Origin of the sequence: uncultured Corynebacterium sp., assembly GCF_946998835.1 — a bacterium.
Lineage (GTDB): Bacteria > Actinomycetota > Actinomycetes > Mycobacteriales > Mycobacteriaceae > Corynebacterium.
This window is the reverse complement of sequence record NZ_CAMQAZ010000013.1, coordinates 46,544-70,405: the sequence shown is the minus strand read 5'-3', so window position 1 is coordinate 70,405 and position 23,862 is coordinate 46,544. Positions and strand designations below refer to the sequence as shown.

At 59.0% G+C, this 23,862-nt stretch carries 22 protein-coding genes and 1 tRNA gene; 6 read left to right on the top strand and 17 right to left on the bottom strand.

The window, feature by feature from the left end; all coding sequences use genetic code 11:
- Positions 1–90: 90 nt before the first annotated feature.
- The 10 genes from Q0U90_RS06170 to rho all read right to left on the bottom strand — a co-directional run bounded on the left by Q0U90_RS06170 (position 91) and on the right by rho (position 9,613).
- Entirely contained in the window at positions 91–909 is an 819-nt protein-coding gene (locus Q0U90_RS06170; protein ID WP_048735245.1) for a F0F1 ATP synthase subunit delta, read from the bottom strand.
- Between the two features lie 5 nt (positions 910–914).
- The gene (locus tag Q0U90_RS06165) at positions 915–1,478 is read right to left on the bottom strand and encodes a F0F1 ATP synthase subunit B (protein ID WP_005509352.1); all 564 of its coding nucleotides are present in this window, start codon (positions 1,476–1,478) and stop codon (positions 915–917) included.
- A gap of 32 nt (positions 1,479–1,510) precedes the next feature.
- Positions 1,511–1,762: an ATP synthase F0 subunit C gene (locus Q0U90_RS06160; protein ID WP_016422456.1), complete on the bottom strand. Its 252-nt coding sequence runs from the start codon at positions 1,760–1,762 to the stop codon at positions 1,511–1,513.
- Between the two features lie 140 nt (positions 1,763–1,902).
- Entirely contained in the window at positions 1,903–2,697 is a 795-nt protein-coding gene (gene atpB, locus Q0U90_RS06155; RefSeq protein WP_297452592.1) for a F0F1 ATP synthase subunit A, read from the bottom strand.
- Positions 2,698–3,086: 389 nt separating this feature from the next.
- Entirely contained in the window at positions 3,087–3,536 is a 450-nt protein-coding gene (locus Q0U90_RS06150) for a hypothetical protein (protein WP_297452590.1), read from the bottom strand.
- Positions 3,533–4,786 (bottom strand): MraY family glycosyltransferase, encoded by a 1,254-nt coding sequence (locus Q0U90_RS06145; protein ID WP_297452613.1) that lies wholly within the window; start codon positions 4,784–4,786, stop codon positions 3,533–3,535. The genes Q0U90_RS06150 and Q0U90_RS06145 overlap by 4 nt, the downstream gene beginning before the upstream one ends.
- An 81-nt stretch (positions 4,787–4,867) precedes the next feature.
- Positions 4,868–5,524 (bottom strand): L-threonylcarbamoyladenylate synthase, encoded by a 657-nt coding sequence (locus Q0U90_RS06140; protein ID WP_297452588.1) that lies wholly within the window; start codon positions 5,522–5,524, stop codon positions 4,868–4,870.
- Positions 5,525–5,579: 55 nt separating this feature from the next.
- Positions 5,580–6,530 (bottom strand): peptide chain release factor N(5)-glutamine methyltransferase, encoded by a 951-nt coding sequence (prmC, locus tag Q0U90_RS06135; RefSeq protein ID WP_297452585.1) that lies wholly within the window; start codon positions 6,528–6,530, stop codon positions 5,580–5,582.
- Entirely contained in the window at positions 6,517–7,590 is a 1,074-nt protein-coding gene (gene prfA, locus Q0U90_RS06130) for a peptide chain release factor 1 (protein WP_297452584.1), read from the bottom strand. Before prfA ends, prmC begins: the two co-directional genes overlap by 14 nt.
- 97 nt (positions 7,591–7,687) lie before the next feature.
- Entirely contained in the window at positions 7,688–9,613 is a 1,926-nt protein-coding gene (gene rho, locus Q0U90_RS06125; RefSeq protein WP_297452582.1) for a transcription termination factor Rho, read from the bottom strand.
- Positions 9,614–10,134: 521 nt separating this feature from the next.
- Between rho and Q0U90_RS06120 the strand changes: the two genes are divergently transcribed.
- On the top strand, positions 10,135–11,853 hold the full coding sequence (locus Q0U90_RS06120; RefSeq protein WP_297452580.1) for a long-chain fatty-acid--CoA ligase: 1,719 nt from the start codon (positions 10,135–10,137) through the stop codon (positions 11,851–11,853).
- Between the two features lie 9 nt (positions 11,854–11,862).
- Here the strand turns inward: Q0U90_RS06120 and thrB are convergent, their stop codons facing one another.
- From thrB to argS, 4 genes are all read right to left on the bottom strand, one after another.
- Complete coding sequence (gene thrB / locus Q0U90_RS06115) at positions 11,863–12,789, bottom strand: homoserine kinase (protein WP_297452578.1); 927 nt, start codon at positions 12,787–12,789, stop codon at positions 11,863–11,865.
- A complete protein-coding gene (locus Q0U90_RS06110) occupies positions 12,790–14,124 on the bottom strand; it encodes a homoserine dehydrogenase (RefSeq protein ID WP_297452576.1) in 1,335 nt (444 codons plus the stop codon).
- A complete protein-coding gene (gene lysA / locus Q0U90_RS06105; RefSeq protein WP_297452574.1) occupies positions 14,124–15,539 on the bottom strand; it encodes a diaminopimelate decarboxylase in 1,416 nt (471 codons plus the stop codon). Before lysA ends, Q0U90_RS06110 begins: the two co-directional genes overlap by 1 nt.
- Before the next feature lie 69 nt (positions 15,540–15,608).
- Positions 15,609–17,261: an arginine--tRNA ligase gene (argS, locus tag Q0U90_RS06100; protein ID WP_297452572.1), complete on the bottom strand. Its 1,653-nt coding sequence runs from the start codon at positions 17,259–17,261 to the stop codon at positions 15,609–15,611.
- A gap of 240 nt (positions 17,262–17,501) precedes the next feature.
- Here argS and Q0U90_RS06095 point away from each other — a divergent pair, with 240 nt between their 5' ends.
- The 5 genes from Q0U90_RS06095 (at position 17,502) to Q0U90_RS06075 (ending at position 21,644) form a co-directional block, all read left to right on the top strand.
- On the top strand, positions 17,502–18,290 hold the full coding sequence (locus tag Q0U90_RS06095; RefSeq protein WP_297452570.1) for a (Fe-S)-binding protein: 789 nt from the start codon (positions 17,502–17,504) through the stop codon (positions 18,288–18,290).
- A complete protein-coding gene (locus tag Q0U90_RS06090; RefSeq protein WP_297452568.1) occupies positions 18,290–19,888 on the top strand; it encodes a LutB/LldF family L-lactate oxidation iron-sulfur protein in 1,599 nt (532 codons plus the stop codon). The genes Q0U90_RS06095 and Q0U90_RS06090 overlap by 1 nt, the downstream gene beginning before the upstream one ends.
- 2 nt (positions 19,889–19,890) lie before the next feature.
- The gene (locus Q0U90_RS06085) at positions 19,891–20,634 is read left to right on the top strand and encodes an LUD domain-containing protein (RefSeq protein WP_297452566.1); all 744 of its coding nucleotides are present in this window, start codon (positions 19,891–19,893) and stop codon (positions 20,632–20,634) included.
- A 131-nt stretch (positions 20,635–20,765) separates the two neighbouring features.
- Positions 20,766–21,074 carry a hypothetical protein gene (locus Q0U90_RS06080; protein WP_297452564.1) on the top strand — a complete coding sequence of 103 codons (309 nt, stop codon included), beginning with the start codon at positions 20,766–20,768 and terminating at the stop codon, positions 21,072–21,074.
- A gap of 165 nt (positions 21,075–21,239) precedes the next feature.
- A complete protein-coding gene (locus Q0U90_RS06075; RefSeq protein ID WP_297452562.1) occupies positions 21,240–21,644 on the top strand; it encodes a hypothetical protein in 405 nt (134 codons plus the stop codon).
- Between the two features lie 63 nt (positions 21,645–21,707).
- Here Q0U90_RS06075 and Q0U90_RS06070 read toward each other — a convergent pair.
- The 3 genes from Q0U90_RS06070 to Q0U90_RS06060 all read right to left on the bottom strand — a co-directional run bounded on the left by Q0U90_RS06070 (position 21,708) and on the right by Q0U90_RS06060 (position 23,731).
- Positions 21,708–21,780, bottom strand: a tRNA-Arg gene (locus Q0U90_RS06070).
- Between the two features lie 116 nt (positions 21,781–21,896).
- Positions 21,897–22,688, bottom strand: coding sequence for an ABC transporter ATP-binding protein (locus Q0U90_RS06065; protein WP_297452561.1), 792 nt, complete (start codon positions 22,686–22,688; stop codon positions 21,897–21,899).
- Positions 22,688–23,731: an iron ABC transporter permease gene (locus Q0U90_RS06060; protein WP_297452611.1), complete on the bottom strand. Its 1,044-nt coding sequence runs from the start codon at positions 23,729–23,731 to the stop codon at positions 22,688–22,690. Before Q0U90_RS06060 ends, Q0U90_RS06065 begins: the two co-directional genes overlap by 1 nt.
- Positions 23,732–23,862 lie beyond the last annotated feature (131 nt).

Below are 23,862 nucleotides of genomic sequence, written 5' to 3'. Positions count from 1 at the left end.
ACGGATCTCATCGGAGGAGATCGTCAGCTCCGCCATGTTCTTCCTGCTCTCGGTAATATTCTTCCAGTGATTAATCGTCTAAACCATCCGTCAGCCGAGGCCGACGCGCAGCTTCTCAAGCTTTGTTGAAAGGCTACCGTCGATGACCTCGTCGCCAACCCGGATGACCAGTCCACCGAGGATCGACTTATCGATCACGGTGTGGATGGACATCGCCTTGCCGTAGACTCGGCCGAGCTTGTCCGCCAGTGCTCGCTCTTGCTCGTCAGAGACGGCAGTGGCACTGGTCACGCGAGCGACGACGTGGTTCCGCAGGCCGGCGGCTAGCCGGGACAGGGAGTCAATGTCGTCCGCGGGGCGCTTGGATGGGCGGCCAACTGCCTGCAGTGCCAGGGTCTCGGTCACAGAGGTGACCTTGCCGTAGAGCACGGAGGCGAGGAGCCCACGCTTGGCTTCGGGGGTTGCGGCCTTATCGGCCAGCAGCTGTTCAAGCTGCGACTGCTCAGCCAGGATGTGTCCCAGTTGGAACAACTCAGACTCGACGGTCTCAAGCTGTCCCTGGCCTTCGGCAGAGCGAAGAAGGGCACGACGGCCCAGCTCTACCAAACCCTCGCGCATTTCACGCGGGGTGGACCATACCTGCGCGGCAGCATCCACGACGAGGTTAAGAGTCGTCTCAGATACCTTGCCCGCGAACAGGCTCCGGACAAGTCCGGAACGCTGTTCCGCAGTCGCCGAGGTGTCGGCGACAGCGACACGCAGGCCGCGGTCGGAGTCCAGGACCTCGACGATGTCGAAAAGCTCGGAACCAGTCTGAGCAGCCTGTGCAACAGCGACATTGTCGCCGCCAATAGCGGCGTCCAGGCGCTGGCTAAGGGCTGCCAGGGATTCGCGGCTTGCTGCGTGCATGTCGCCTACTTTCCGGCCGGGGCCACGGTGTCAAGGTTGGACAAGAAGTTATCAATCGTCGACGAGTTACGAACGTCGTCGGAAAGCTGCTCGCCCAGAAGGCGCTCAGCAAGATTGATGGAGTTCTGGCCCATTTCCTTGCGCAGCTCTGCGACTACCTGCTCACGCTGGGCAGCGAGCTGCTTTTCACCGGACTCGATGATTCGTGCGCTCTCGTCATTGGCCTTGGTCGTAGCGTCTGCAATGATGCGCTGACCCTGTGCGCGGGCTTCGTCGCGAATCTTTGCTGCTTCAGTACGGGCCTCTGCGAGCTGACTGTTGTACTTTTCCAGAGCGGCCTTGGCTTCGGCCTGTGCAGCCTCAGCGCGTTCAATGCCGCCCTCAATCCGGTCCTCCCGCTCGGTCAGGACCTCCTGGAACTTCGGAAGAACGAGCTTCCAGAAGAGAACCAGGATAACTACCAGCGGGACAACGGACCAGACGATGTCATAGGTCTTTGGCAGCAGCGGGTTGATGGACTCTCCCATCGGGAGGTCACCCGCCGCTAGCAAAAAGGTGAAATCTGTCATGGTTTACGTGTTCTCCGCTTGAAGGTCCGGACTTAGAAAACGAAGCCTGCGACCAGGCCGATCAGGGCGAGGGCCTCAGTGAAGGCGATACCCAGGAACATGGTGGTACGCAGCTGGCCGGCCATCTCTGGCTGGCGTGCCATACCCTCAACGGTCTTGCCGGCGACGATACCGATACCGAGGCCCGGGCCCAGGGTGGACAGACCGTAACCGATGGTCTTCAGGCCAGCGTTGGTGTCGACAGCCTGGACAGCGTCCTGGGCGGAGAGGATGACGTCGTTCATTATGAACCGTTCCCTTTCTTAAAGGATGGCCCCGGAATAAACATTGTTTTAGATAGGCCCGGGGCTTTGTGGGTCAAGTGGGTCTTGCTATTAAGTTTGCGAGGCCTTGTTGCCGAATGTGCGGCCTCTTTTGTTATGGGTTAGTGCTCGTCTGCGTGCAGCGACAGTTCGATGTACACGGCGCTCAGCAGGGCAAAGATGTATGCCTGCAGGAAAATCACCAGCATCTCGAACAGCGTAAATGCTACCGCAGCGACAAGGGTCAACCCGGACAGGGCGGTCCAGCCATTCAGCTGCCAGAAGAAGAAGTTCGTGGCACCGAAAAGCAGGACTAGAACCATGTGGCCCGCCAGCATGTTGGCCATCAGACGGATGGTCAGCGTAACCGGACGGAGAACGAAGTTGGAGAAAATCTCGATGGGCACCACGATGAGGTGGAGCACCGGTGGCAAGTTCGGAATAACGACTGCCGACTTCACAAACTTGAAGAAGCCCATCTTCTTCGAGCCTGCGTAGATGAAGGCGACGTATGCGAACAGGGCCAGAACCAGTGGCATACCGATTCGGGCGTTCGGCGAAATATTGAGGCCAGGAATAATAGCCGCAATATTCATCGAGATAACGAGGAAGAAGATGGTGGCCAGAACCGGAAGGAAACGACGCCCCTCCTTCTTACCCAGAATCTCCTCCGCGATGTGGATGCGGACGAAGTCCAGCATCAACTCCGCAACGTTCTGCAGACCAGTCGGCACGAGCTTCGGGCGACGCATAGCGACGACGAAGAACACGGCGACGATCACGGCCATCAATAGACGAACAACCATCAGGCGGTCCATGGCGTACCAGTCGCCACTGCCACCTAGAATGAAGTCGCCAAATTGTTCACCCGGGAAATACTCCTCCTGCAAGTTGGGTGAGTGAAACTCACCCCGCATCTCGGCAAGTGTTGTAACGCTCAGCGTTCTCTCCCGTGATTGGGCCGCTAGAACTATTGTCAAGCGGTGCGAAGGACGTCATTTAACGTGTCGCGCCGCGGATTCCATTCGCTCATCAGCACGGCGCTCACGGGGACCGTACCTGTGGAAATGATTGTTATTTCGCTACAGGCCGTCTTACCCAAAGCTCAGGATAACAGTTCTGACTCATTTTCCCCACCCGGTACACCCCCGTGTTTCCGACCCCGAAACCAACAAAGAGACCGAGCCCTCCTGTGGGTTTCGGCCTCTAAAAGTGGCGTAGTCTGCAAAGACTTCGCAATATGCCCATTACCTGCAGTTTTATCGACCTAGTTCGCTCTCTCAGCAGGTCAACAGGCTATTGCCCGCTAATCTTCCTTCATCGGTTGCACATAAGTGAGGTTAGATTGCGACATTCCCCACACTTCTGCGCCCAGTGTCACCAACAGCGTAAGTACAACGGTGACGAAGAATGTCATGTTGTCGTAAAACTCAAGATTTCTAATAACAACCAAGACTCCGATCAGTACAAGAATCTTTAACAGCCAGCCGCCTAGTACAACAGCGAGCGTTGTTGACGGAGTGGTACGAGCAGTAAAAAGAATGCCCAAAACGGTAAGCAATACGAAGCTTCCGCTGATGCCAGCGCCCAGGAGCACTCCCCATACGCCTGGCATTCCGTTCTTGCCACCCCAGACAAGCAGCGAAAGCACAGTAATCACCGCGAGCGCGATGGCACCCGAGCGAGCGGCGGCCAGCAGCGGTCGCCGCGAATCATCGTATTTGGACTCGGGCTCCGGAGATGTTTTTTCAGTCACGGTCGAAGATTGTACCTTCTGCGGCCACGGCGATGTCTTCTGCCCTGCCTGCCACCGCTCCTACTTCTGGAGTGCACTCCGCTGGCATCCTCGTCGGCAAGCACAGTGCCTTTGTCGGCAAGTTCAGTGCGGCGACGGAGAGTGAAAATGACCGCGACGATAAGCAGAAGCCCAAAAGTAAGAGCGACGAACTCGAAGGGGAAAACTGTAGTGGCGACGGCGGCATATGCGACAACCGACACCCATAGGTAAAGGACTAACACCACCCGCCGGTGGCTGTGCCCCATCGACAGCAGGCGGTGGTGGATATGCATTTTGTCGGGCGAGAAAGGTGACTTGCCCTGGCTGACGCGGCGAACGACGGCGAGAAGAAGATCGAGCATAGGCACACTAATTGCGGCGATAACCACCACAATAGGTGAGATCAGAGCGATGACATCGGCAGTGCCGTACATCGAGGGCGCAATGCGTCCCGACGCCGACACCGACGCTGCAGCGAGAAGCAGACCGATCATCATTGCGCCGGAATCGCCCATAAAGATTCGTGCGGGCTCAAAGTTATGCGGCAGAAAGCCCAGGCAGGCACCGAGGAGGCAGGCGGAAATCATCGCGGGTGGATATGCAGAGACAGTGCCGCCCTGGTCGTGAAGCATGACCATCGAATAGACCAGAATCGCAGCTGCGGCAATCATGCCAAGTCCTGCCGCAAGACCATCAATGCCGTCAACAAAGTTGAAAGCGTTAATCAGCGCCACAGTAAAAAGGACAGTCAAGACTGTGGACATGATTGGGTCGAGGATTAGGGTAGAACCGCCACTAAATGGAATGTAGAGCAGATACCAGTTGACGCCCATAAATGACATCAGAAGTGCCGCAGCGACCTGCCCCACCAATTTGGTGAGGGCATCTAAGTCGAAGAGGTCATCCCAGATGCCAACGATGAGCAAAAGCGACGCGGCCGCCACGACTGCCCTCATATCTGGAGTCATTGGTGGGAAACCGCGGTTGAGCGCCGGCATCACCGAAGCAAGAGCAATCGCCGCGACCACTCCGGAATACATCGCCACCCCACCCAGTCTGGGCTTCGGGATGTCGTGAACATCGCGGGAGCGGGGTGCATCTAGCCAACCCGAACGGACCAACGTGTACCGCACCACACCAGTGAGTAGATAACTCACAGCGGCGGCAACTAATACGAGCATGGCGAGCTCGCGGATGGGCACACCTGCCCCACCCGACTGGGCTGCCAATAAGCTCATGTCCGCCACTAGGTACTACTCACCACACACTTGCCGTACGTACTAAATCGGTATGACCCTAACCGGGTAAGGCTACTGCCCCAACAGTCGCTCGGGTGTGGTGCCCAAAACCTCGGCTACCGCCGCTGCCGGCACCGCGCCCTCGCGCAGGATGCGCGGCACTGGAGTGGAGATATCAACAATCGTCGACGGTGTACCAATCGTGGCCTCACCGCCGTCAACGTAGACAGCTGCTTCCCCGCCGAGCATCTGCTTGGCACGCACGGCGTTGGTTGCCGGTGCCTGACCGGAGATGTTCGCGCTGGACACGGCCATCGGGCCAGTGCGGCGCAGGATCTCAATGGCAATCGGGTGCAGTGGCATGCGCAGCATGACCGTACCGGCGGTGTCGCCGAGGTTCCACGGCAGACTCGGCGCCTGATTGACGACCAGTGACAGCCCGCCTGGCCAGAAGGCTTCCACCAGTGCGCGAGCTGCCGGTGAGTATTCGCGGACGAGGCCCTCAATTGTGGTCCAGGAGCCCACCAGCACCGGCACCGGCATATCCGGGCCACGGTGCTTGGCTCGCAGTAGGGACGCAACTGCCTGGTTGTCAAAGGCATCGCAGCCAAGGCCGTATACGGTATCGGTTGGCATAACGACCAACCGACCTGCCTTCACAGCGTCTACTGCTGCGGCAATTGCGCGTTCGCGATTTTCATCTGTGCTGCAGTCCATAATCCTGCTCATCAGATTTTTGCTCCTGCTTCAAAGTTTTGGTTTTAGGATTAATTAGCGTGTTTGCTCAAGCGCGAGGTTTGAGCCCCACCGTAAAACGATCACGGCCCGCAAAGTCCTGATGGACTTTTACATCAGCGTAATCCCAGGTGGCCCTCAGCAGTGAACTGACATCGCCACCTGAAGAGTCATCGTGCTCGATGCCAATTACTCCGCCCGGCCGCGCCAGTGCATCCACCAGGTTCATCATAGGTCGAATGACATCAAGGCCATCGTCACCGCCGAATACTGCCGAGTGCGGATCTGCTCTCACCTCGGGGTCAACTTCGGTGTCTTCGGGCACATAGGGCGGGTTGGACACAACAATGTCGGTCTTTCCTACCCAATCCGCTAGTTCAGCCCCGTCTCCAATCAACTGGACATCAGTGACGTCGCCAGCAATCAAACGCACACGCCCATCGCCATACGTCTCGATGTTCTTCGCCGCCCACGCCCGCGCCTGCTCGGCGAGCTCCACTGCTACGACATCTGCTTCGGGCACGGCATCGGCAATCGCCAACGCCAGCGCACCGGATCCGGTACACAGGTCAACGATTTTTGGCTTGACGACGTCACTTGCGACCAGTTCACGGGCTCGGTCTATCGCCCACTGCGCGAGCAGCTCCGTTTCCGGCCGCGGTACGAAAACACCGGGGCCTACCTGTAGCTCCAGGCTCATCATCGGTGCTGTGCCGAGGATGTGCTGCAGTGGCTCACGAGCCACCCTGCGGGCCAACATCTCCGCCAGCTGCATGCGACCAGCCTCATCTGTGTACGGTTCGTCGCCGCGAAAGATGATGTCCGCTGGTCCAGCCTCAGTAGCGGCTGCAAATAACGCCCGTGCGTCGGCATCCGGGGAGGCCAACGCGGCGTCGTCAAGCGTGCGGCGCGTATAGCGAAACAGCTCGCCGAGCGTACGGACGGAATCCGGTAGCGTCGGCGAGCTATTTTCGGCAGGCGTGGGATTACTCGGCTTCAAGACGCTCTGCGCGCTCCGCGTCGTGGAGGGCCTTGAGCAGGTCATCCATGTCGCCGCCCAGCACCGAGTCCAGGTTGTGAGCCTTGTATCCGATGCGGTGATCGGAAACGCGGTTCTCCGGGAAGTTGTAGGTGCGGATGCGCTCAGAACGATCCATATTGCGCACCTGCGACTTACGCTGGTCGGAGGCGGCCTCGGCGATCTCCTCTTCCTTCATCTGCTGCAGTCGAGCGGCCAACACCTGCATGGCGCGGGCCTTGTTCTGAATCTGAGAGCGTTCCTTCTGACAGGTCACGACAAGACCTGTGGGAAGGTGAGTGAGGCGAACGGCGGAGTCAGTGGTGTTAACACCCTGACCACCCTTACCGGAGGAGCGGTAGACGTCGACACGCAGATCCTTCTCATCAATCTGAATGTCCTCGACCTCGTCGGGCTCCGGGTAGACCAGCACACCAGCGGCGGAGGTCTGGATACGGCCCTGCGATTCGGTGACCGGCACGCGCTGCACGCGGTGAACGCCACCTTCGAACTTGAACACGCTCCACGCGCCGTCGCGGGACGGAGTCTTGGCACGGATGGACATGGTCATGTCCTTCACACCGCCGAGATCGGACTCGGACAGGCCGAGGATTTCGGTGGTGAAGCCGTGCTTTTCAGCGTAGCGCTGGTACATGCGTGCGAGCTCACCTGCGAAGAGAGCCGCCTCCTCACCGCCGGCACCGGACTTGATTTCCATGACGATGTCATCGCTGTCGTGCGGATCGCGCGGAGCCAGCAGGTCAGCGAGCTTCTCCTCAAGTTCTTCGGCCTCAACAGCGAGACGTTCAGCCTCAGCTGCGAACTCGGAGTCCTCGTAGGCCATCTCGCGAGCTGCCTCCAAGTCATCCTGGACCTGGGTCAACTTCTTGTGAGTCTGAATAACCGGCTGCAACTCGTTGAAACGCTTGCCGACCTTGCGAGCCGCCTTCGGATCATTGTGCAGTTCGGGGTCAGCCAACTGCGCCTCGAGACCGTGATACTCGGAGAGGATGTCGTCAACTGCGGAAACCTGATTAGCCATTGAATATTCCTTCAAATTGTGATGGGTGAAATGCTGGTTAGTGCTGAGGTTTTGAATGGAGCGGTACCGTGGCACCGCTCCTTGTGGCTAACCCCAGCTAAAGCATGTCGTCCACATCAACATCGGCGGCCATTGGTGCAGAAGAAGCCACCTGCATCAGGAATTCCTTGTTGTTACGGGTCTTCTTCAGCTGCTTAATCAGCAGGTCGATAGCTGCCTGCGATTCCAGCGCGGAGAGGATGCGGCGCAGCTTGTGCATCACGCGAGCCTCCTCCGTGCTCAGCAGCAGCTCATCCTTACGAGTACCCGAGGGGTTGACATCCACTGCCGGGAACACGCGACGCTCGGAGATCTTTCGGTCCAGCTTGAGCTCGGCGTTGCCGGTGCCCTTGAACTCCTCGAAGATCACCGTATCGCCTGCGGAACCGGTCTCCACCATCGCGGTGGCGATGATAGTGAGGCTGCCGCCCTCTTCGATGTTTCGGGCAGCACCCAGGAAACGTTTCGGCGGGTACAGGGCGTTGGAGTCCACACCACCGGAGAGGATTCGGCCAGATGCCGGCGAAGAGTTGTTGTACGCGCGGCCAAGGCGGGTGATGGAGTCCAGCAGGACAACGACATCTTGGCCCTGCTCCACCAGGCGCTTTGCACGCTCAATAGCCAGCTCGGCCACTGCGGTGTGGTCTGACGGCGGGCGGTCGAAGGTAGAGGCAATGACCTCGCCACGGACACTGCGTTGCATGTCGGTGACTTCCTCCGGGCGCTCGTCGACAAGCACGACCATCATGTAGCACTCGGGGTTGTTCGTCGCGATAGCGTTCGCAATGTTCTGCAGAATCGTGGTCTTACCGGCCTTCGGCGGCGAAACAATGAGAGCGCGCTGGCCCTTACCAATCGGCATAATCAGGTCGATGACGCGAGTGGTGAGGATCTTCTGCTCGGTCTCAAGACGCAGGCGGCGGTTCGGGTACAGCGGGGTGAGCTTAGCGAAGTTCGGACGCTGTTTTGCCTGTTCCGGATCAAGACCGTTGACGGTTTCGACCTTGACCAGCGGGTTGTATTTACGGCGGTTACGGCCGTTGCCATGAGTCACCTGGCCAGAGCCGTTTTCGCGCGGCATGCGCACCTGACCTGTGACGGCATCGCCCTTGCGCAGACCGTATTTGCGAACCATCTGCGCAGAAACCAGCACATCGTTCGCGCCCGGCAGGTAGCCAGAGGTGCGCACGAATGCAGTCTTGTTGTCCAGCACGTCGACGATGCCAGCGACGGGCTGAAGAACGTCATCCTCGCGAATCTCGTCCTGACCGCCGTGTCCCCCACCGTTATTATCGCGGCCGCGACGATCGCGGCGATTGCGACGATTACGGCGGTTACGGTTGCCACGGCCATCATCGTCATGGTTGTTGCGGTCATTATTTCGGTTGTTGTTGCGACCGCGACGGTTGTTGCGGTTGCCACGGCCATCATCGTCGTTGTCTCGGTCGTGGTTGTTGCGATCGTTGCGGTTGTTGCGATCGTTGCGGTTATTGTGGTCGTTGCCGTTGTCCGAATCGTCGCGGTTATCGTTGCCGCGATCGTCCTGATTATCCTGCTCGCGCTGACGAGCACGGTTTCGACGATTTCGTCGCTGCTGGGAGCGGGACATCTCCTCGCGGCCGTCCGCGTTGGCATCGTCACGCTTGTCATGGCCCTTGTCAGCCTTATCGGCATTCTTGCCGGAATCCTTATCCGCGCTTTCCGACGGCGATTCCTTGGCAGCCTTTGCCTTAGCGCCAGCGTCCGCAGCCTTGGCGTCGGTGTTCGCCGCGGGTGCTGCGGCCTTCTTAGCGCGAGTCTTCCGAGCAGGAGCGGAACCGGCAGCGGGGGCACCATTCTTAATGGCCTCAATCAGCTCATGCTTGCGCATGGCGGAGATGCCGCGAATCCCCTTGCTGGAAGCGATTTCACGCAATTCTGCCATTCGGAGGGCCGCAAGATTCTCTGGGCCACCTGCCGTGGCAGTGGTGTCCGTATCGGTCACGGATGTCCTTTCATCGACCTTCCCTGCAGTCACTGCCTACAGGGGGCTATGTCATTGACACTTTCTCGTTCTTACTGCCCCGCCACCGCTGCGTGTGCTCCGTCGTCGAATCTTTCACCACGGGCGGCACAATGCGCGCAGCTGACGGGAAATTATCGAAAAAGTCAGACAAAAGACCTCGAAGTTAAAACTAAAACGAGGCATCTTGCCCACATTATTCCCGCATCTTAAACCCGAATGTTTGGAGTTGAAGATGGTGAGGAAATTTTAGGTCCACAGCACCGCAAGACTATGTAGCCGCACTACTGACTTATGTGTTTTCAATGTCACGTTGCACCATCGCGTTGTGTGAGCAACTGCGAAGGTCAACGGCATGCGGAGTACATGAAGAGGTACGTATAATTCCACGTATTGAAAACGACCTATTGACCTAGGATAGTCACCAAATAGTCAGGTAGCAACACTAGTTCTCAACTGCGTTTCGCTAGGTCGCGGGGCCGCGAGTCGGTACTGTAGAGCTCATGCGCAGTACGATGCCTCATATTCCTCTCAACATCGCTCAGATTGTGGAATACGGTCGCACCATTCACGGTCGGACTCCGGTGACCTCCTGGAACAGCGACGGTCCCGAGACCACCACCTTTGCCGACATCGCAGCGCGCGCCAGTGCACTCGCCCATGTGCTCCGCGACGACTTCGGCATCGACGGCGATCAGCGTATCGGCACCCTGATGTACAACTGCGCGGAGCACTTTGAGGTCTTCCTTGGTGTTGCCTCCATGGGCGCGGTCTTTCAGCCGCTGAATAAGCAGCTTATGCCCGATCAGATTGTGCACATTATCAATCACGCCGATGACCAGGTGATTATCGCCGACCCCACCGAAATCGAACTGCTCGCAGAGATTCTTCCGCACTGCCCACGCGTCCGCGCGGTCATCATCATTGGTGTTGGTGACCTCAGCGATGTCGCTGCGCCGCTGCCAGAGGGAATCCCGTGGTACTCGTACGAGGCACTTATCGACGGCCGCCCCAGCCGCTTCGACTGGCCCGAGCTAGATGAAAACTCCGGCGCAGCCATGTGCTACTCGACGGGCACCGAGGGCGCACCCAAAGGTGTCGTCTACAGCCATCGTTCGCTTTACTTGCACAGCCTGAACATGCGCACCACTGACTCCTTTGCAATTTCGCACGGAAACCCGTGGCTGTGCTGTGTGCCTATTTACCATGTACTTTCCTGGGGCGTGCCACTGGCCTCCTTCATGTGCGGAGCTTCGCTGATTTTCCCCGGTGCTGATCTGTCTGCGCCCCGTCTCGCAGAAATCATCGAAACCTCCATGCCGCGCGTGGCTCAGGGCGTGCCGACGCTGTGGATTAACCTCATGGCGCACTACCTCAGCAATCCGCCAAAGCGCATGAGCCTGCAGGAAATTTTCTCGGGTGGCTCCCCTGTGCCACCTGCTCTCATTCGGCTGTGGGAAGAGCGCTACGGTGTCGATGTCATTCACTTCTGGGGTATGACCGAGACTTCGCCTATCGGTACAGTAGCCAGGCCTCCATACGGCGCCTCCGGCGAGGCCCGTGAGCGCTACCGCGTTAGCCAGGGACGTTTCCCCGATATCATGCAGTTCCGCGTCGTCGACGACAAGGACCGCGTGCTAGACCTGCATGACCGCAACCAAGGCGAACTGCAGGTGCGAGGCAACACCGTCACCGCTGGCTACTACAGCTCTCCTGAGGCAGAAGATGGCGGTGCCGCACACTTCTTCCGCGGCACCGAAGTTGACGAAGCCCGCGAACAGTTCACCGAGGACGGCTGGCTGCGCACTGGCGATGTCGGCTCAATCACACACGACGGCTACCTGACTATTCAGGACCGTGCTCGCGATGTCATTCGCTCCGGTGGTGAGTGGATTTACTCCGCTCAGCTGGAAAACTTTGTGATGGCCACTTCCCATGTGCTTGAGTGCGCAGTTATTGGCATGCCAGATAAAAAATGGGGAGAGCGCCCGTTGGCCATCACCGTGCTGATGCCGGGTATCGAGCCGAGCAGGCAGACCGCTGAACAGCTCCGCGATCAGCTACGGCCAAAACTGCCGAAGTGGATGCTGCCGGAGTACTGGGCCTTCGTGGACTCCATTGATAAAACTTCAGTGGGCAAGTTCGACAAGAAAGACCTGCGCTCGCACTTGAGCGCAGGTCAGTTCGACATCATTAAGTTGAAGGGGCCAGGCGAGAAGTAGGTCGACCGCTTAGCTGTCGACCACGACCTTGACCGGCTCGCCGATGCCCAGCTCCATGACCTTGATGCCGGATTCGCGGGCATCGTCAAGGATCTTTTCGTCCACAGCGGTGGTTCCCAGCACCATACAGGTCGGGCCCGCACCAGAGAGGAATGCGGCGTAACCGCGGTTGCGCAGGCGGTTGACCCACTCTGCGGTTACCGGAAGTACGTCGGAGCGGTACGGCTGATGCAGGCGATCTCGCGTTCCCTCCCACAGCAGTTCCGGGTGGGACTGCAACGCTGCGGTCATCACCGCTGTACGGGAGACATTAAACCGAGCGTCAACATGTGAAACGTCGCTCGGCAGCACCTGACGGACTGCGTTCGTGGAAGCGTGGAAGGCCGGGACCAGTGCGGTCGCACGGATGGATTCGTGCACCGGGATGCTGACAGCGCGGTACTGCGGGGCAGTACGGCCATCGACAGGCTTGTCGGTCCAGCTGACCACTGCCCCGCCGAGGACAGACGCGCCGGCATTATCCGGGTGGCCTTCGAAGACCGAGGATTCCTGAATCACCTGGTCGTCGGTAAGCGGAAAGCCGGCCAGACCATTAGCGGCAGCAACACCGGCGACGGCGGCTGCGGCCGACGAGCCCAGACCACGCGACTGCGGAATCGTGTTGTGACAGACAACCTTCAGCCCCGGTGCCTCGACGCCCGCGGCGCGAAGACCAGCGCGAATGGCGCGGACAACCAAGTGGGATTCGTTACGTGGCAAATCGACTTCGCCCTCGCCGTGAATCTCAACAACGACGCCGGACTCGATGACCTCGACCTCAACGATGTCGTAGAGTGCGACGGCGAGCCCCAGGGTGTCGAAGCCCGGGCCCAAGTTCGCCGACGAACCTGCAACCGTGACAGTGACCTTCTGGCCTGGGAAAAGCTCCTGTGCCATTTAGATATCCATTCCTTCGATACGAATGACGTTATTGATAGCCAGAACAGCGTCGTTAGCGCGCAGCTCCTCGACGGTTGCCTCCAGGTCCTTCTCCAGCGCCTTGTGGGTCACGATGACCAGGCGAGCACCATTGGCCCCCTCTTCCTGGCGGACCGTGCGCAGCGAAATGTTGTGGTCTGCGAAGGTGTGGGCGACATCGGCAAGCACTCCGACGCGGTCATCGACGTGCAGGTCGATGTGGTAGCGGGTGCGAACGTCGCCGAAGTCCAGAATCGGCAGGTTGGCGTAGGTGGAGTCTCCCGGTGCACGACCACCGTGGATGATGTTGCGAGCAGCGGCAACCAGGTCGCCGAGCACTGCGGAAGCGGTCGGATTACCACCAGCGCCGTTGCCGTAGAACATCAGGCGGCCAGCGGCCTCGGCCTCAATGAAGACAGCATTGAAGGACTCACGCACTGTTGCCAGCGGGTGGCGACGTGGAATCAGCGCCGGGTATACGCGGGCTGAGATAGCTTCCTTGCCGTCCTCGTCCTCGACTCGCTCACAGGTAGCCAGCAGTTTAATGGTGCAGTCAGCGCTCTTGGCTGCAGCAATATCATCAGCGGTGATCTGGGTAATGCCCTCACAGTGAACATCTGCGGCAGTCACGCGGGTGTGGAATGCCAGGCTGGCCAGAATAGCGGCCTTCGAAGCGGCATCGTGACCCTCGACATCTGCGGTCGGGTCGGCTTCGGCGTAGCCCAGGCGGGTGGCCTCTGCCAGCATCTCGTCGTAGTCCGCACCAGTGGAGTCCATCGCATCGAGGATGAAGTTGGTGGTGCCGTTGACAATGCCTATGACCTTGTTGACAGTGTCACCGGCCAACGAACGGCGCAGCGGACCGACGACCGGAATAGCTGCAGCCACAGCTGCCTCGAAGAACAGGTCCGCCCCGGAGGAATCGGCAGCCTCGGAGAGCTCCTCGCCGTGAGCAGCGACAAGTGCCTTGTTGGCGGTCACGACCGACTTTCCTGCACGCAGTGCCTCCAGCACAACGCGACGTGGGTAATCAATCCCACCGATAACCTCGACCACCAGGTCAACGTCATCGCGCTGAACCAGCGAAAACGCATCGTCAGTAAGAAGGTCCTGATCGACGTTCGGACGCGGCTTAGTCTTATCGCTCACAGCAATGCCGACGACCTCAACCGGGCCGCCAATGCGACGCTCAAAGTCCTCAGCCTTTTCGTTCAGCAGGCGGTAAACCTCAGTACCGACTGTGCCAAGACCTAAAATGGCGACGCCGACCTTGTGGCCCTCGCCCTTTCCAGGATTATTCGTTGCGGCAGTCATTATGGCGTTTCACACTCCAGGCTTAGTAAGTCTTGTACGGTTTCTCGTCTTAACAGTTGGGTCGCTCGACCATCACACACTGACACTACTGGTGGGCGCGTCAGCATGTTGTAGCGGCTAGCCATTGCGTAACAGTATGCCCCAGTAGCAGCCAGCGCGAACAAATCCCCCTCGACAATGTCATTCGGGTAGTTCGCGTCATTAATCAGAATGTCTCCCGATTCGCAGTGCTTTCCGACGACACGGGTGGGAATCCTGGAACCTGACACTTCACGATTAACGATGCGACCATCATAGTTGGAGCCGTAGAGCGCCGGACGAATATTGTCGCTCATTCCGCCATCGACAGATACGTAACGACGGGTCATGCCGTCATCGATGGTCACATCCTTCAAAGTGCCCACTTCGTACACCGTGACCATGGACGGCCCCACGATGGCACGACCTGGCTCAACCGCCACGGTCGGAGTCGCAATGCCGATACGCTGCGCGAGCTTGTCGACGGCAGCGAGAATCTCGTCGGCAAGCGGAGCAACATCAAGGGGCTGCTCCCCGGCCGTGTAGGCGATACCGAAACCGCCGCCGAGGTCGAGGGTGTTGAAGTGCTCGGAGATTTCAGTGCCGTGGCGTTCAACAAGCTTTTCCACCAGCGAGAACACACGCTCAGCGGCGAGAATGAAGCCATCGGAGTCAACAATCTGGGAGCCGATGTGGCAGTGTAGGCCGATCAGGCGCAGATTGTCGTCCTCTTCTACGAGGCTGGCGGCTTCCAGCGCAGATCCGGACGCAAGAGAGAATCCGAACTTCTGATCCTCGTGCGCGGTAGCGATGAACTCGTGGGTGTGTGCCTCTACACCGGGCTTCACGCGGACGAGCACGTCCTGCACCACGCCGGCTTCAGCCGCCACCTGGGACAGGCGACGCAGTTCCGAGCGGGAGTCAAGCACAATCTTGCCGACACCAGCGGAGACAGCATCGCGCAGCTCCGTGGTGGACTTGTTGTTGCCGTGGAAGGTCATGTCCTTGGCCGGGAAATTTGCGGCCAGAGCGATGGCCATCTCATTGCCAGAAGCGACATCGAGATGCAGCCCCTCCTCCATTACCCAGCGGGCAATGGTCTTGGACAGGAATGCCTTGGACGCGTAGTGAACATGCTCCGCACCGCGGAAAGCCTTGGCCATCGCGCGGCAGCGGGAGCGGAAGTCCTGCTCATCGACGACAAAAACCGGTGTGCCAAATTCCTTGGCAATGTCGACCAGACTCATACCGCCAATTTCCACCGAACCGGGGTTTTCTTCGTCATCGCCGCGACGACGGGCGGTAGTTGGCCAGACATGCGCTGGTAGTTCATTGAATTGGGTGGAATCGGGTCGGGTGTAACCACCCAGCTCGAAACCGTTGCCGTCGATAGGCACGAAATAGCTCTCTTTCTCCGTAGCCTCGGGCAGGACCACGGGGTGCGTAGTTCTTGAGGGCGCGTTCGACTACATGCGCTCAGGCGCGGTAACACCGAGCAGCTGCAGAGCATTGGCCAGCGTCTGACGGGTGGCCTCTGCCAAGCCGAGACGAGCGCGGTGCAGCTCGGATACCTCTTCACCGGTCTTCGGCAGAATCTGGCAGGTGTCGTAGAAGCGGTGGAAGACACCGGCGAGCTGCTCAGCGTAGCGAGCAATGCGGTGCGGTTCCCGCAGGTCGGCAGCAGACTTGATAATGGCCGGGAATTCACCGATGGTGCGGATGAGCTCACCCTCGCGGTCCTCAACCAACAGGGAGAAGTCGGCACCTTCACTGGTAACACCGGCCTCTTCGGCACGACGCCCGATTGAACACAGGCGCGCGTGGCCGTACTGAACGTAGTAGACCGGGTTGTCGCTGGACTGTGAAGCCCACAGTCCCAGGTCGATGTCCAGGCTGGAGTCCACGGAGGAACGAATCAGCGAGTAGCGAGCAGCATCGACACCGATGGCCTCAACCAGGTCATCCAAGGTCACCACTGTGCCCGCACGTTTGGACATTCGGACGGCCTTGCCGTCGCGAAGCAAATTGACCATCTGACCGATCAGGACTTCGACGCCGTCGGCGTTGTAGCCGAGCGCAGCAGCGGCGGCGCGCAGACGTGCGATGTAGCCGTGGTGGTCAGCGCCGAGCATGTAAATGCATAGGTTGTGGCCGCGGTCGAACTTGTTCTTGACGTAGGCGATGTCACCCGCGATGTAGGCTGCGTCGCCGTCGGACTTGATGACTACGCGGTCCTTGTCATCGCCGTAATCGGTGGATTTGAGCCACCATGCGCCGTCGGACTCGTAGAGCTTTCCGTTTTCCTTCAGGGAATTGACCGCCGCCTCCACCTCTCCGGACTCGAACAGCGAGTTTTCATGGAAGTAGACGTCGAAGTCGGTGCCGAACTCGTGCAAAGACTCCTTGATATGTTCGAACATCATGTCCACACCAATGGCGCGGAAATTCTCCCGAACCTCATCTTCGGAGCCCTCAAGCGCCTGCGGGTTCTTTTCCAGCACGGCAGCGGCGATGTCCTGGATGTAGTCTCCGCCGTAGCCGTCCTCCGGGGTCGGCTGATTACGAGCGGCGGCAACCAGCGAGTTGGAGAAGCGGTCAATCTGGCGACCGTGGTCGTTGAAGTAGTACTCGCGGGTGACCTTGGCGCCGGTCGCGGACAGAACGCGACCGAGAGCGTCACCAACCGCGGCCCAGCGGGTTCCGCCCAGGTGGATTGGGCCGGTTGGGTTTGCAGAGACGAACTCCAGGTTCACGTCGAGGTTGGAGTTGAAGTCAGCATGGCCCCACTTCTCCCCTGCTGCCAGGACATCTTCGACGATCTTGCCCTGGGCATCCGAGGCCAGGCGGATGTTAATGAAGCCCGGGCCTGCGATGGTTGCCTCATCGATGCCCTCAGAAGCACCGAGTGCTGCGGCGATTTCGGTTGCCAAGTCGCGCGGCACCATGCCGACGCGCTTGCCCAGCTGCATGGCGATATTGGTTGCGTAGTCGCCGTGCTCAGGGTTACGCGGACGCTCGACGGTCGGGTTCTCCGGCACGATAGAGACATCGGCATCGTGGGACGTCAAAACCTCGACGGTGACGTTTCGGACTAGTACAGCAAGATCAGCAGGATTCACGATTGCCTATCCTATTAGGTCAATCGCAGTCGTGGAAACATCAGCCACCAAAAGATTGATTTGAGGGGCAGCTGCGGGGTGAGATGCTCGGCTTAAGCTCTTTACTTTCATGTTTTACTTTCACACGTTTTCTTTCACGATCCAGCCGAATTTGCGTTGAGGACAGATTTAATCCGGACCTAGGCGTAGCATTCAGGTAGGAAAACATTGCCTTACCCTCAACCCATTTTTGGAGCGACCGTGAAAGTAGCACTTTTCGCGACCTGCATTGGGGACATCATGTTTCCAGATGCAGTGAGCGCTACCGCCAGAGTCCTCGCACGCCTCGGATGCGATGTGGTCTTTCCACCACAACAAACCTGCTGTGGCCAGATGCACGTCAACACCGGGTACCAGAAGGAAATCCTCCCACAGCTAGACACGTACGCCGATGCGTTTGCAGATTCCTCCATCGACTACGTCGTCGCCCCGTCCGGCTCCTGCGCCGGCGCAGTCCGCCACCAGCATCCGATGATTGCTGCCCGCTACGGCACTCGCGCACAGACCCACGCAGCACAGGCCTGTGCGAACAAGACGCTGGATCTCTCAGAGTTCATCACCGATGTCGCTGGAGTGACGGATGTCGGCGCGTACTTCCCCCACTCGGTGACCTACCACTCCACTTGCCACAGCTTGCGTGTGCTCAAAGTGGGCGACCGCCCGTGGCGGCTGCTCAGCGCAGTCGATGGCATCGATTTGCGCGAGCTGCCCGGCGCGGCGGAGTGCTGTGGTTTCGGCGGCACCTTCTCGGTGAAGAATGCGGAGACTTCCGCTGCGATGGTTGCCGACAAGACAGCCAATATTCGCGCAACGGAAGCAGAGTTCGTCACCGCTGGTGACGCCTCTTGTCTGCTCAATATCGGTGGCGCGCTACGTCGCCAGGATTCGGGAGTGCACGCTATCCACTTGGCCGAAATTCTGGCCTCTACTAAGGACACTCCTTTTGACTTGCGCAACCGCCAAGAGACTCCATTGCGAGGTGAGAAGTAATGGTTGCAATTAACGTCGGCATGCCAGCTCTTCCCCCACGCGCGTCGCACGATGTCGGCCATCTGCGCGGTGAGCGCGGATTCACAGCCGCGGCGCACGAGGAACTCAAGAACACGCGCATGCGCGAAAATGTCGGTCACGCCACGCGTTCGATTCGTGAGAAGCGTGCGCATGTCGTAGCGGAGAAGAATGATTGGGAGCAGCTGCGGCTCGCGGGCAGCCACATCAAGCGCGATGTCATGGCGCGTCTGCCGGAGCTGCTGGAACAGTTCGAAGAGTCGGTCACAAACGCTGGTGGTCATGTGCACTGGGCGCGCGATGCCGCCGAGGCGAACCGCATCATCACTGACCTGGTCAAGGAGACTGGCGAGGACAAGGTCGTCAAGATCAAGTCGATGGCCACCCAGGAAATCGGTTTGAACGAAGCGCTTGCCGACGCCGGCATCACCGCCCGCGAAACTGATCTGGCGGAGCTCATCGTTCAGCTTGCCGACGATATGCCGAGCCACATCCTGGTGCCTGCTATCCACCGCAATCGCGAAGATATTCGCGAGATCTTCCTCAATGGAATCCCCGGAGTCGACCCAGGTCTGAAAGCAAATCCGGCCGATTTGGCCGAGGCATCCCGTAAGTTCCTGCGCGAGCAGTTTATGGAAGCCAAGGTTGCAATCTCCGGTGCCAACTTCGGTGTCGCCGAGACCGGCACCGTGGCCGTCGTCGAGTCTGAGGGCAACGGCCGCATGTGTCTCACGCTGCCGGAGACACTGATTTCTGTGATGGGTATTGAAAAGCTGCTTCCCACCTTCCAGGATTTGGAAGTTTTCTTGCAGCTGCTGCCGCGGTCGTCGACAGGCGAGCGTATGAACCCCTACACCTCCCTGTGGACGGGGACTACGGAGGGCGACGGCCCGAAGAATTTCCACGTTGTACTGCTGGATAATGGGCGCTCGGCAACACTTGCCGATCCGATTGGGCGCGAGGCACTGAAGTGCATTCGCTGCTCTGCGTGCCTGAATATCTGCCCGGTTTACGAGCACGTGGGCGGTCATGCTTACGGTTCGGTCTACCCGGGCCCGATTGGTGCGATTTTGTCTCCGCAGCTCACCGGCATGGATTCCTACGATGATCCGAATGCTTCGCTGCCCTACGCCTCCTCGCTGTGCGGGGCTTGCTTTGAGGTCTGCCCGGTGCGGATTGACATCCCCGCGGCACTGCTGGAGTTGCGCCACCGTAAGGTTTCCGAGCATCGTCCGCCGGTGGAGGGCAAGCTCTTTAGCACTCTCGGGTTCATTATGGGCAACGAGAAGCTGTGGAATATGAGCGCCAAGATGGCCTCCCTCGCCCGCGTACTCGGGTTGAAGGACGGCGAGATTCACTGGCTGCCGCTCTTCCTCGGTGGGTGGTCGGATGTGCGTGATACTCCGGTTCCGCCAAAAAAGCCGTTCCGCTCACTGTGGGGCTCGCAGGATCTGACCACGGAGCTTGCTCACGAATCCGCCAATCAGGTTCCGACCAAGATTAATGGTCTGTCGGATGCCAACAAGCCCGACATGTCTGACAATTCCGGCAAGTCCAGTAATTCCGGCAAGGAGGCCTAGCGATGTCCCATTCCTCAACATCTGCGAACATTGCCAAAAGCGACATTCTCGAACGCATCCGCAGCGCTCAAAAAATCGCCTTCGAAGGCCGTGACTTGGCCTCTGACGTGGGCATTATCCCTGGCGAGCCCGGCGCGCATTTCGATATCCCCCGCGACTACGAGCGATCCTCCGACCTAGCGGCCGAAGAGATCATTTCGCTTGCCGACGAGCGCATTGCCGATTACAAAGCCGACGTGCGCCGCTGTGGCAGCTCGGCAACTGAAATCAATGAGGCTGTGAAGAAGGCGATTGCCGAGGCCGGCGCTCATCTGGTTGGTATCCCCGAGGGTTTGGACCGCCAGTGGGTGGCGGGGTTAGGTGACGCTGCGGATGGGTCAGCTGCTGATGGTTCGTCGGTTGAGCTGCGCGTCGACACCGGTTTCAACGCCCGAGAACTGGACGAACTCGATGCAATCGTCACCAGTTCGGCCGTCACCTGCGCCGAGACCGGCACCGTCTTCTTGGATGGATCGGCTACCTCAGGGCGTCGTGCGCTGACCTTGGTGCCGGACATTCACATCTGCGTTGTGCCTACGTCCACAATTGTCTATGGCATTCCGGAGGCTATTTCCCGCCTCCGCGAGAGTGATCCGACCGCTCCCATCACCATGATTTCGGGGCCTTCTGCGACCTCGGACATCGAGCTTGCTCGAGTCGAAGGTGTCCACGGACCACGTACGCTGATTGTGATTATTGCTGGGTAGGAGCCACCAGGGAGCATTTTTTCATGAGCGGCTCGCATAACGGATCGACACGCAGTGATGAATGGTTCGAATCGAACGGAGTGCGGTGTGCAGCCGCGGTCTAACGGCCCAATGGCAACCTGGGCACGAGTGTGACGAAAACTCTGGGACTGAAGACTCCGGCTGTAGCGATGGGGCATGGCTTTGGTACTCCCCGAGCGCTGTGCCTCTACCGCTACGCTGAAGAGTTCGCGCAGGCCAGCTATATTATTGTGGTTTTCGATTACCGATACTTCGGCGAAAGCGACGGTGAACCTCGACAGCTTTTAGATATCAAGCAAATCACTTTACGAGTTCACCGTAGTGGCCACTTCGCGCTGTACATGGAGCCGGAGTTCACCGAAATCATTGCCGAGCAACTCGAATTCCTCCATCGGGCTGTGCCGCTAGAGCAACGGTGATTTAAAAACACTCTAAAGATTTTGAAAGACTCCGCGTCGATACAGCGCAAACGCCATTATGTTCGAATTAATTGTTTTTAAATCCACCAATGCTGATATTTCTTTAGGTGCGGCGTTTCCTTATCCCCTCGCCGTTGGTCACAGCACCTATGAAAGAAAGATCAAATGAAGAAGAAACGAGTACTCTCCTATACCGGCCTGGTAATCGGAGCCCTACTTCTCATAAACGGATTCACCGCTGGCACGTCGGAGCTACTCCCCTCCCTGCTACTAGCTTTTGCTATTGGAGGGCCAGCAGTGTGGTGGTTTCATTGCGAGAAAAAGGACCAAGAGTACCTCGACGAGCATGCGCAACTCGCAAAGACCTACGAATATCTCAACGAGGAAGATCTCCGCTTCCTAGCCCCGCTGGAAGAACCGAAAAAGTATGACAGGAAGTGGAAGATTGTTGCTCCGGTAGCTATTGCAGCTTTTCTTCTCGGCGGATCGCTGTTGCCAGAGCAAACAGGTGCAGCCACTATAAACACCGCACCGGTGCCCACAACATCAACCGTCCCCACCAGCAGCTAAAATAAAAATCCCTCAAGCAATCAGGCGAACCTAATCAGACCTAATCGCTTGAGGGATGACCCGTGCCCCCGAGAGGAGTCGAACCTCCGACCTTCGGTACCGGAAACCGGCGCTCTATCCACTGAGCTACGGGGGCGTATGGCACAAGTACAACAAGTGCAACGAGAAAAGATGTTACCACTTGGCTGGGGCGATTAGCGAAAGGCCCCACACCCAAGCTAAACACCCAGCCTAACCCCGACCAAAACCGCACTACGCAGCCTCAGAGACCTGCACTTCCTCAATGGGGCAGACAACAGGCACGCCACCGTCATCAAGCACGCGGGCTCTAATTCCATAGGCGCTGGCCAGAAGATCGGGAGTAAGTACGTTAGCAGGACTTCCCTGGGCAACCACGTGGCCGTCGTGAAGCATGACCAGCTCATCGCAGTAGCGAGCTGCGAGATTGAGATCATGGATTGCGACGAGCGCCAAGGAGCTCCGTGAGGCGACCTCCGCGCGAATCAGCTGTAGCAGTTCCACCTGGTGGCGTAGGTCGAGGGCCGAGGTGGGTTCGTCGAGAAGCATGATCTCGGGTTCGCGGACGAACATCTGCGCGACGGCGACGAGTTGGCGTTGGCCACCCGAGAGTTCTCCGACGAAGCGGTCGGCAAGGTGCTCAATTCCGACCTTTCGGAGAACCGCCGCCGTGTGTTCAATCTCGGAGCCCCGCACACGTAGCCGCCCAGCACGTCGCCCAGAGACCAGCACCGACTCAAACGCAGTCAGCGAGGCACTGGCAGACAGGTCCTGCGGCACGTAGCCCACGACGTCGCGCAGCTCAGAGCCGGTAATCTGCTTGTTGTCACGGGTCACGGTAATCTCGCCGGACATCGGCTTTCGAATCCCCGCCAGTGTCGTCATCAATGTGGACTTGCCCGCAGCGTTTGGCCCGAGCAGCCCTGTCACCGTCCCCGGTTTCAGCGTGCACATTGATGCCCCGCGCAGCACTTGTCGTTTACCATAGCCCGCGACTACGCCATTGACATCGAGAATTACACTCATTAGTTCCACACCGTCCTCTTGCGTAGGAAAACCAGGCCGATAAAGAATGGGACACCGACGATTGCGGTGATGATGCCAATCGGCACCGCCACGCCGGGCACCACCGTGATGGACACCGCATGGGCCCCCGCAAGCAGCGCCGCGCCCGCCGCCATCGACGCCGGGGCAAAGAAGCGCTGCTCCTCACCGACCAGCATGCGTGCGATATGCGGACCGACCAGCCCGATAAACCCGATGATGCCGGCAAAAGCCACGGCCGTGGCCGCCAACAGCGAGGCCACAATCAGCGTCGTAATGCGCAGCCTATCCACATTGATACCCAGGGCTTTGGCGCGGGCATCCCCCAGCCTCAGCACTGTCAGCGCCCAGGCATAGCGAATAGTAAACGGAATCGCGATCAGCAGCGCTGCCGCGATGATGCCGTTGGCCACCCAGTTCGCACGCTGCAAAGAGCCCATCGTCCAAAACACGATCTGTTGCAGCGCCTCGGTAGTCGCGCGGTACTGCAGCAGCGCCAGCAGCGCCTGAAACAGAAATACCAGGCCAATACCCAGCAGAATCATCGACTCCTTACCCGAGCCGCGCCACACTGATGCCGCCGCCACGATCGCAACGGCAATCACCGATGACACCCAGGCCACAGCTGCGAGGTTGAACTGCGGATGCGGAATAATCACCCAACCGAGCACAATCGATGCCGCCCCACCAAATGCCGCTGCGGCCGAAATGCCGAGAGTAAAAGGCTCGGCCAGCGGGTTGTCGAGGATCGTTTGCATCTGCGCTCCGGCAAGCGACAGCGCTGCACCAATCAGCACAGCCATCACCGATGCCGGCAGACGCAGCTTCCACAGCACCGTGCGAGTGGTTTCGTCAACATCATTCGGGCGCACGATGCCGTGGACAACGTCACCCACACTCAGCGCCATCGGCCCCACGATTGTGGCCACCACAAATGCACACACGGCCAGGCCTACCAGCACCGCAATGATGGCGATCTTCCGGGCCGAGCGTCGTCGGTACTGTCGCGCAGAGTCGTAGGTCATGCTTGACGACGGACACTCGTGCTGTTCGGCAGCGGGCCGCGCCTTTTGACCGCCCGTGTCGTTGGTGGAGGTGGGCTCGCGGGGTTCGTCGTCAAGCCCTGACGCGGGAGCGTGCAGGTTGGTGTATGTCA

Bases quoted from the DNA above. Each gene is read 5' to 3' on its own strand.
- Q0U90_RS06085 (WP_297452566.1), top strand. From the start codon at position 19,891: ATGTCCCATTCCTCAACATCTGCGAACATTGCCAAAAGCGACATTCTC.
- Q0U90_RS06160 (WP_016422456.1), bottom strand. From the start codon at position 1,762: ATGAACGACGTCATCCTCTCCGCCCAGGACGCTGTCCAGGCTGTCGAC.
- Q0U90_RS06075 (WP_297452562.1), top strand. From the start codon at position 21,240: ATGAAGAAGAAACGAGTACTCTCCTATACCGGCCTGGTAATCGGAGCC.
- Q0U90_RS06065 (WP_297452561.1), bottom strand. From the start codon at position 22,688: ATGAGTGTAATTCTCGATGTCAATGGCGTAGTCGCGGGCTATGGTAAA.
- Q0U90_RS06140 (WP_297452588.1), bottom strand. From the start codon at position 5,524: ATGAGCAGGATTATGGACTGCAGCACAGATGAAAATCGCGAACGCGCA.
- Q0U90_RS06120 (WP_297452580.1), top strand. From the start codon at position 10,135: ATGCGCAGTACGATGCCTCATATTCCTCTCAACATCGCTCAGATTGTG.
- prfA (WP_297452584.1), bottom strand. From the start codon at position 7,590: ATGGCTAATCAGGTTTCCGCAGTTGACGACATCCTCTCCGAGTATCAC.
- Q0U90_RS06110 (WP_297452576.1), bottom strand. From the start codon at position 14,124: ATGACTGCCGCAACGAATAATCCTGGAAAGGGCGAGGGCCACAAGGTC.
- Q0U90_RS06090 (WP_297452568.1), top strand. From the start codon at position 18,290: ATGGTTGCAATTAACGTCGGCATGCCAGCTCTTCCCCCACGCGCGTCG.
- thrB (WP_297452578.1), bottom strand. From the start codon at position 12,789: ATGGCACAGGAGCTTTTCCCAGGCCAGAAGGTCACTGTCACGGTTGCA.
- atpB (WP_297452592.1), bottom strand. From the start codon at position 2,697: ATGCGGGGTGAGTTTCACTCACCCAACTTGCAGGAGGAGTATTTCCCG.
- Q0U90_RS06060 (WP_297452611.1), bottom strand. From the start codon at position 23,731: ATGACCTACGACTCTGCGCGACAGTACCGACGACGCTCGGCCCGGAAG.
- Q0U90_RS06170 (WP_048735245.1), bottom strand. From the start codon at position 909: ATGCACGCAGCAAGCCGCGAATCCCTGGCAGCCCTTAGCCAGCGCCTG.
- Q0U90_RS06165 (WP_005509352.1), bottom strand. From the start codon at position 1,478: ATGACAGATTTCACCTTTTTGCTAGCGGCGGGTGACCTCCCGATGGGA.